Annotated in this window: 8 protein-coding genes, 3 tRNA genes and 1 other annotated feature; all 11 genes read right to left on the bottom strand. The window is 46.8% G+C overall.

The genetic code is table 11. The features are described from left to right. Nucleotides 1–142: 142 nt before the first annotated feature. Nucleotides 143–985: a hypothetical protein gene (locus J4G07_14440; GenBank protein ID MCE2415190.1), complete on the bottom strand. Its 843-nt coding sequence runs from the start codon at nt 983–985 to the stop codon at nt 143–145. Nucleotides 986–1,295: 310 nt separating this feature from the next. Next, the gene (gene rplL, locus J4G07_14435; GenBank protein MCE2415189.1) at nt 1,296–1,697 is read right to left on the bottom strand and encodes a 50S ribosomal protein L7/L12; all 402 of its coding nucleotides are present in this window, start codon (nt 1,695–1,697) and stop codon (nt 1,296–1,298) included. Between the two features lie 130 nt (nt 1,698–1,827). Beyond that, the gene (locus tag J4G07_14430; GenBank protein MCE2415188.1) at nt 1,828–2,394 is read right to left on the bottom strand and encodes a 50S ribosomal protein L10; all 567 of its coding nucleotides are present in this window, start codon (nt 2,392–2,394) and stop codon (nt 1,828–1,830) included. A gap of 83 nt (nt 2,395–2,477) precedes the next feature. Continuing rightward, nucleotides 2,478–2,654: a sequence feature (ribosomal protein L10 leader region), on the bottom strand. A gap of 26 nt (nt 2,655–2,680) precedes the next feature. Further along, nucleotides 2,681–3,379, bottom strand: a complete 699-nt coding sequence (gene rplA, locus J4G07_14425) for a 50S ribosomal protein L1 (protein MCE2415187.1) — start codon at nt 3,377–3,379, stop codon at nt 2,681–2,683. Between the two features lie 94 nt (nt 3,380–3,473). Continuing rightward, nucleotides 3,474–3,896, bottom strand: coding sequence for a 50S ribosomal protein L11 (gene rplK, locus J4G07_14420; protein MCE2415186.1), 423 nt, complete (start codon nt 3,894–3,896; stop codon nt 3,474–3,476). A 91-nt stretch (nt 3,897–3,987) separates the two neighbouring features. After that, nucleotides 3,988–4,554: a transcription termination/antitermination factor NusG gene (gene nusG, locus J4G07_14415; GenBank protein ID MCE2415185.1), complete on the bottom strand. Its 567-nt coding sequence runs from the start codon at nt 4,552–4,554 to the stop codon at nt 3,988–3,990. 31 nt (nt 4,555–4,585) lie between these two features. Then, nucleotides 4,586–4,954 (bottom strand): preprotein translocase subunit SecE, encoded by a 369-nt coding sequence (locus J4G07_14410; GenBank protein MCE2415184.1) that lies wholly within the window; start codon nt 4,952–4,954, stop codon nt 4,586–4,588. 36 nt (nt 4,955–4,990) lie between these two features. Further along, nucleotides 4,991–5,064, bottom strand: a tRNA-Trp gene (locus tag J4G07_14405). A gap of 74 nt (nt 5,065–5,138) precedes the next feature. After that, nucleotides 5,139–5,291, bottom strand: a complete 153-nt coding sequence (gene rpmG / locus J4G07_14400) for a 50S ribosomal protein L33 (protein MCE2415183.1) — start codon at nt 5,289–5,291, stop codon at nt 5,139–5,141. A gap of 24 nt (nt 5,292–5,315) precedes the next feature. Continuing rightward, a tRNA-Thr gene (locus J4G07_14395) sits at nt 5,316–5,391 on the bottom strand. 20 nt (nt 5,392–5,411) lie between these two features. After that, a tRNA-Gly gene (locus J4G07_14390) sits at nt 5,412–5,484 on the bottom strand. Between the last annotated feature and the right edge of the window lie 2 nt (nt 5,485–5,486).

Genomic DNA, 5,486 nt, shown 5'->3' with positions numbered 1-5,486 from the left:
ATCACGTGAAAGAAATTTCTGTTTATCCGTCCGAAAAACTGGGGCATGACCCCGATCGAAATTGTCCAAACTATAGTAAGTTTGTAGTGAATATAATAATTTTAGCATATCCGAAATTTAAATTACAATTTTTAATTTTCCTTCAAAAAATAAACCGCATTTCCAAAAACAACAATCGACTGCAGAACTCGCCAAGAAGCACTGTGATGATAGCAATAAAGAGAAAACCGGTTGCAGCGCGTGTCGCACCAAGCACATCGCGAGCGACAGATTTCGGACGCAAGCAGTCCCATGTAATGAAGTAGAGGAACAACGTGCCACCGATACCTATGAGAACCCGCATGCTGAAGATGATCTGATAGAAGAGGTTAAAGGAGACGCTATCTGTGGATTGCTGCCTAAAAAAAAGGTTCAGGCAGAGCAGGAGCGCTACTCCGGAAAGTGTACAGAGCAGGACGGTATTAAACCGTTTCAGGTAAACCACGGGCAAATCAGGCACCACGAGGTACCAATGACCGAACCACATCCCGCTGTGGACTGCCCCGAGTAGCGCGGCGGCTGTCAAGAATTGAAGTGACAACAGAAACATTTCACCCGGAAGTTGTACGACTTGAAGATACCGCTGGGTGCTCAAAATCAACCATACCACTCCGGAAATAAGTCCACTAAAGAAGAGGATCCGTGTGAGGAGTGGTGTTTTGAACCACCAACTCAGTGTGTAGATGAGAACAATGAGAACGAAACAGAGAACAGAAATGGATTCGGGATTCTGCCAAGATCCGAAGAAGTTGCGAAATGTGACTGGCTGCTGCTGAAGCGCAAGGTTTGCACATCGGGACAATCCGCCTACGAGTAGATAGATACTCCCCATCAAACGGTAAAAATTTGCACCTACTAATCCTGTAGGGACTAAGAGAAGGAGAACAAACCCACCAACTGCGAGTTGGCTGAAAACAAGATAGAAGACATCAAGGATACTAAACATCCGATAAAGGACCTATTCCTAACGTGAGTTTTATTGACCCAGAAAGTGTCTTGAAAAACGGCATACTTCTGCACATTCTGCGATTTTTTCGGTGTATTTACCGCTCTACCCAACCTACAGATGTATTTTCAAACTGGCGTTATTCCTAATGAAGATTAAATCATTAAATTTCGTCAAAAAACGGAAACCCATTATAGTTCGCCGTAGAGCGATGAATCGGGCATCGCTATGCTCAAGAACCATAATGGGTTTACCTGTCGTGCGCGATTTTAACGCGCGCTGTGTGTAATGTAAAACGGTATGTTTCCGTCTATATGATTTCGACTTCAGCACCGAGAGCTTCGAGTTGTTCTTTCGTTTTCTCGGCTTCCTCTTTAGCAATGCCTTCTTGAATGACAACCGGTGCGGATTCGACTTTCTCTTTCGCTTCCTTCAATCCGAGTCCAGTAATTGCGCGAACCTCTTTGATCACCGGAATCTTCTTGGAACCGAAGTCTTTGAGTTGAACGTCGAATTCTGTTTGCTCTTCGGCTTCGGCGGCCTCTTCTGCTGCTCCATCCGCAGCAGCTGGCATCATTCCGGGCATAGCGATTGCTGGCGCGGCTGATGCACTGACTCCGAATTTATCCTCTAAGGCTTTGACGAGTTCAGAAAGTTCCAGAACTGTCATATTGCTAATTTCGTCAATCAATTTATCCAAGTCTGCGGCCATGTTTTTATCCTTTCTATGTGTAGTATCAAATTAACTTGATTAGAAACCTTCTGATCAAGTCGTGCAAGGTTAAGTCACTGGGACTTAATTACCCTACAATATTTGATAAAGCGCGGTATGCGCTTTTGGGTTAGGCGTCTTCCGCCTCTTTCTTTTGGTCGGCAACCTGTGTTAGGACAGAGGTTACCTGACGTATCGTTCCACTGAGTACGTTCACCATCCCTGTAATCGGTGAACCCTGACTTAAGGTATTGACGAGTCCGGTGAGAGGTGCCCCGATCATCCCGACAGTGCGGGCAATCAAAACATCTCGTGATGGCATATCTTTCAGGGCTTCAACGCCTGCCGCATCGATTATTTGTGTTCCGAGAATGCCACCTTTAATCTTAAAATTTTCGTGTTCCTCGCCAAATTCAAGCAAGATTTTTGAAGATGTCGCTGGATCTGTACCGGTAGCAAGGGCTGTATTCCCTTTGAGATAAGGTGCTAAGCCATCAATACCTCTTTCTTGAGCGACAACGTTTATCAATGTATTCTTACAGACCTTATAGCGGATATCGGCTGCTCGGAGTTGGTTTCGCAGTTCGTTAATTTCTACGACGGTCAGCCCCTGAAAGTCTGTTAGCAAAACAACATCGGCATTGTCAAAAATCTCACGAATTTGTTCTGTCTGCTGAACATTTGCCTGATTCGGCATGTTTCAGTTCCTTTCTATGTCGATTGTATAGTAACCGTAGCGCGATGCCTTGGTTTCCATATACACCTGTCAATTCGGTATACGATTGCATGCAAAAAGCCCCCAGGTGCCTGGAGGCTTACATCCAAAGAGGAATAAACAGCGAACAACGAGATTTCACGGACGCTTCAATCGTCCACTATCCGTTGTGTTCCTCTCAAGCCTCGGTAGGCAATTAAGCCGATGGCACCTACGTTCTACGACTCTATTCAGTTGTAGGACTATTCCATACCGTATCCCGTTCGGATTATGCAAATTGCTGCGGATCTATCCGTATAGCAGCTCCCATTGTTGCCGATATAGCAACGCTCCGAATATATCTGCCTTTCACTGCTGACGGACGAGCGGCAACAAGCGCACCCATCACTGCGTTGAGGTTCTGTTTAATACTTTCTTCCTCAAATGAGACTTTGCCGATTGGGACCTGAACAACGCCGGAAGAACGTTCTACTCGGTATTCAATTTGTCCAGCTTTGATATCTTGGATGGTTTCGGCGACATCCATTGTGACAGTACCAGCTTTGGCGTTAGGCATTAAGCCTCGCGGTCCAAGGATTCGTCCAAGTTTGGGCATGATATTCCGCATTAAGTCCGGTGTTGCAATTGTTGCGTCAAAATCGAGCCATCCGTCAACAATTTTATCGACGAGATCGTCGGTTCCAACGAAATCTGCCCCGGCTTCTTCGGCTTGTCGTGCTGGGTCGCCTTGGGCGAAGACGACAACACGAACAGATTTTCCTGTCCCGTGTGGCAGTGCGACAGTCCCTCGGATATTCTGGTCTGACTGTCGGGCATCTACGCCAAGACGCGATGCCAAATCCACGGTTTCATCAAATTTTGCGCTGCCTGTTTTTTTCACGAGCGAGACAGCCTCGTCTATCGTGTAAAGTTGCAGTCTGTCTACGTGTTCGTTGATGCCGCGGTATCGCTTCCCTCTTTTCGCCATGTTGTTCTCCATGGGCATATCTCTATAGCCCCGTTTCAGAGTGAACTTATCCATATATCCACGATGCTGTGCTTTGTCAGATGGATAAGCCTCGCTAACTAATCGTCAGTCCCATGCTGCGAGCAGTTCCTTCTACCATTCGCATTGCTGCATCTAAATCTGTCGTATTTAAGTCGGGTAATTTCGTCTGTGCGATTTCTCGAATTTGATCCATTGTAACGGAAGCGACCTTATTCCGATTGGGTTCACCAGAGCCTTTAGCAATCTTTGCTGCGGATTTGAGTAAGACTGCGGCAGGTGGTGACTTTACGCTGAAACTAAACGACCGATCACTATAACAAGTAATGACGGTTGTCACCACCATTCCGATTTGATGCTGCGTTTGGGCATTAAACGATTTGATAAACTCCTGCAGATTAATCATGTAAGGTGCGAGACTGGGACCAACCGGGGGTTGTGGTGTCGCCTGTCCGGAGACTAACTGGAGTTTAACTTCACCTGCTACTTGCTTTGCCATTGTTTTTCCCTATTTTCGGTTGTGAGCGTTCCAAGTTGCGTTTTACAGGAAGACGGCGTGAACTCACAATATTAAACTACGCCGTTTGCGTTTAGTTCAATTCTTCCACTTCGAGTAAGCCCAAGTCAACGGAGGTGGAGCGACCGAAAAGTGAGATGCTGAGGCGTAATCGTTGGTGTTCCATGTCAATTTCTTCGATTTCGCCCGGGAATCCACTAAACGGACCGTTTATCACCTTGACCTTATCGCCTATTTCATATTCCATTGCGGGTACTGGTAGGACTTCCTCTTCCTCGGTTGACATCTGAAGCATTGCTTCGACATCATCCGGACTCAGCGGTGATGGATGTAAGGTGGGACCTAAAAAGTTCATGACTCCCGGTGTCTCTTGTATGAGAGTCCAACTCCTTTGCCCAATCGGATTGTCGACATGTGGACCGAGTTGATGGGTGGTATTCACAAGGACGTACCCCGGATAAGATGGACGCCGGCTCTCTTTCCGTTGACCATCTTTAATCTCTACAACCTCAGTCTCTGGGACATTCACCTGCAGGATTTCGTCCTGTAGGTCTTCCCTGGCGATCATGTTGTCGAGCGTCAGTTTAACCTTTTTCTCATGTCCAGTGTATATTTGAACAACGTACCAGTATCCATCCATATTCTGATTCACCAGCGTATGCACATTACGATTAACGAATAAAGAGCGTTCTGAGGAAAGCCATACCGAAACCTTCAAGGGGATTACTGAGGACATACTGGCTTACGAGTACAGCGATTAAAGGGATACAGGCTATTGCTGCCGCTATCACTTTCCGATTCCCGCCGCTACCCCCAGACACTTCGGCTTCTCTAACACTTTGCGGTTGATTCTCCCAACTTCGCGTAATAAAGTAAACAACGATTGGAAGAGCCACCAGAAAGATCCAACCCAGCGGGTTGCTCCACTTTGGAAAAGCGGAGTTACCATCGACTAACCCGATGAAAAGTCCTAACACGGCGGAAGCAATGATAACAGTAATGGTGCTGCCTTGGACTTCTTTGGCATCTGGCTTAGACACTCTTTGCCATTCTTGATTTATTCCCTGAATGTAATTCAGGCCAGGAGGGATTCGAACCCCCAACATTCGGTTTTGGAGACCGACGCTCTAGCCGTTGGAGCTACTGGCCTGCAAGTTTTGTATAGGAAACTGCACACCGATTTGACGATCAGAGCGGTGTTGTCTACGTCCCCTACCCAAAAAGTTATCGTGTTTCCTTGTGGGATGTATGTTTTCGACAGAAACGACAGTATTTCTTCCGTTCGTATCGATTTTGGTTTGTCCGACGATTCCGGGTCGTCACATAATTCCGCTGGCTACATACATCACATGCTAATATTACAATGTCTCTGGGCATAATAAGCACTCTACTTTCGATAAGTGGAGCCGATGACCGGAATTGAACCGGTGACCTCGTCCTTACCAAGGACGCGCTCTACCGACTGAGCTACATCGGCGAAAATAAAAAACACCAACAAGCGGGAGACGGGAATCGAACCCGCGACACATGGCTTGGAAGGCCAATGCTCTACCAGCTGAGCTACTCCCGCAT

It is taken from the genome of Candidatus Poribacteria bacterium, assembly GCA_021295715.1.
In the GTDB taxonomy this organism is placed as follows: Bacteria; Poribacteria; WGA-4E; order WGA-4E; family WGA-3G; genus WGA-3G.
The sequence above is the reverse complement of the archived record's forward strand: the minus strand, read 5'-3'. Positions and strand labels throughout refer to the sequence as shown.